The 1,296-nt window shown below is 55.2% G+C and carries 2 protein-coding genes; one reads left to right on the forward strand and one right to left on the reverse strand.

Features of this window, described 5'->3' with window-relative positions; all coding sequences use genetic code 11:
• The coding region (locus tag P7F28_RS09200) for a transposase (RefSeq protein ID WP_277184204.1) at positions 1 to 400 on the forward strand (400 nt) is incomplete at its 5' end.
• Between the two features lie 40 nt (positions 401 to 440).
• Here P7F28_RS09200 and P7F28_RS09205 read toward each other — a convergent pair.
• Positions 441 to 1,296, reverse strand: an 856-nt coding sequence (locus tag P7F28_RS09205) for a porin (protein ID WP_277184205.1), incomplete at its 5' end; no start/stop codon positions are given.

The following is a 1,296-nucleotide window of genomic DNA, read 5'->3' on the forward strand; positions in this document are numbered from 1 at the left end:
CTGGATGGCTGCCACACGAGCCGACGCGTACGCCGCTTTCGACCGTTTCGTGTCGATCCATTCGGCGAAATATCCGAAGGCAACCGAGACGCTGAAAAAGGATCGCGAGAGCCTGTTGGCGTTCTACGACTTCCCCGCTGAGCACTGGCAGCATCTGCGGACGACCAACGCGATCGAGTCGACGTTCGCGACGGTACGTCATCGAACGACGCGTACGCGTAACTGCGTGTCGCGGCCTACCTTCCTCGGTCTGGCATTCAAGCTGATCGAGGAGGCGGAGAAAACCTGGCGCCGCATCAACGGACCGGAAAAGATCAAGCTGTTGCTCGAAGGCGTCCCCTTCAAGGACGGCGAACCGGTGCAAGACGATCGACCGGTTCAGCAGAAACTCGCCGCTTGAAATCGACCGTCACGATGCTGCTCATACACCACTCTTGACGTTAGCTCTGATGAATCCCCGTAAGCACAATAGCCTGATTCCTCCCACTAGAAACCCCAGCAGTAAAAAACGCCGCATTAGCACTATCATTAGAATGCTCATAAAGCACATCCACATAAAGCTGCGTGCTTTTGGAGAGCGAATAAACATCCCCAATTTCAAACTGCGTCCAGCGCCGCCCAGAAAGCGTAGTGGTCGCAGCACCACCCGAAACACTATTAAACGGCGTGAACTGATAATTAGCGCCAGCGTCATAGCTCTGATACGTATCAGAAAACCCATTCGACTGCAGCTTCACGCGTGTATACAAGCCGTGCAGTATCAACTTGCCGATCTGATATGACAAACCCGCGCCCATATTCTCGACCTTGTCGGCAGAGTAAGTGGCCGCCGCCACACCCTGAAAATTCGTGATCCCGGTAGTCACGATAGAAGGCGTGCGATTGTGCTCATTCGAATACACCGCCCCCGCCTTGAACGGCCCATTCGCATAAGTCACCGTGAACCCATAATTGCGGCCCGTAGAAAAGTTCGTCGTATTGCCAAGGCCCATCATCGCGCCGACGGTGAAGCCGTGGTAATCCACAGAGCGAAACTTGACCGAGTTATCGAACGGCACCACGCCCGTATCCGCGAGTTCATCGATATTGCCCGGATGGAACGCGTACCAACTCGCCGCCAGATATGCCGTACTAAAAGGCCCGAGCACATCGAAGTTGAACGGCGTCTGATGGCCAAGCGTCACCTGACCGATCGAATCCTGGCCGATCCCCACATAAGCCTGCCGATTGAACAGCGTGCCCGCCTTCGCGAAGTTGCCCGTGTTCGTATAGAAGCCGTTTTCCAGCTTGAAGATC

The organism is Caballeronia sp. BR00000012568055 (assembly GCF_029439455.1).
Classification (GTDB): Bacteria; Pseudomonadota; Gammaproteobacteria; order Burkholderiales; family Burkholderiaceae; genus Caballeronia.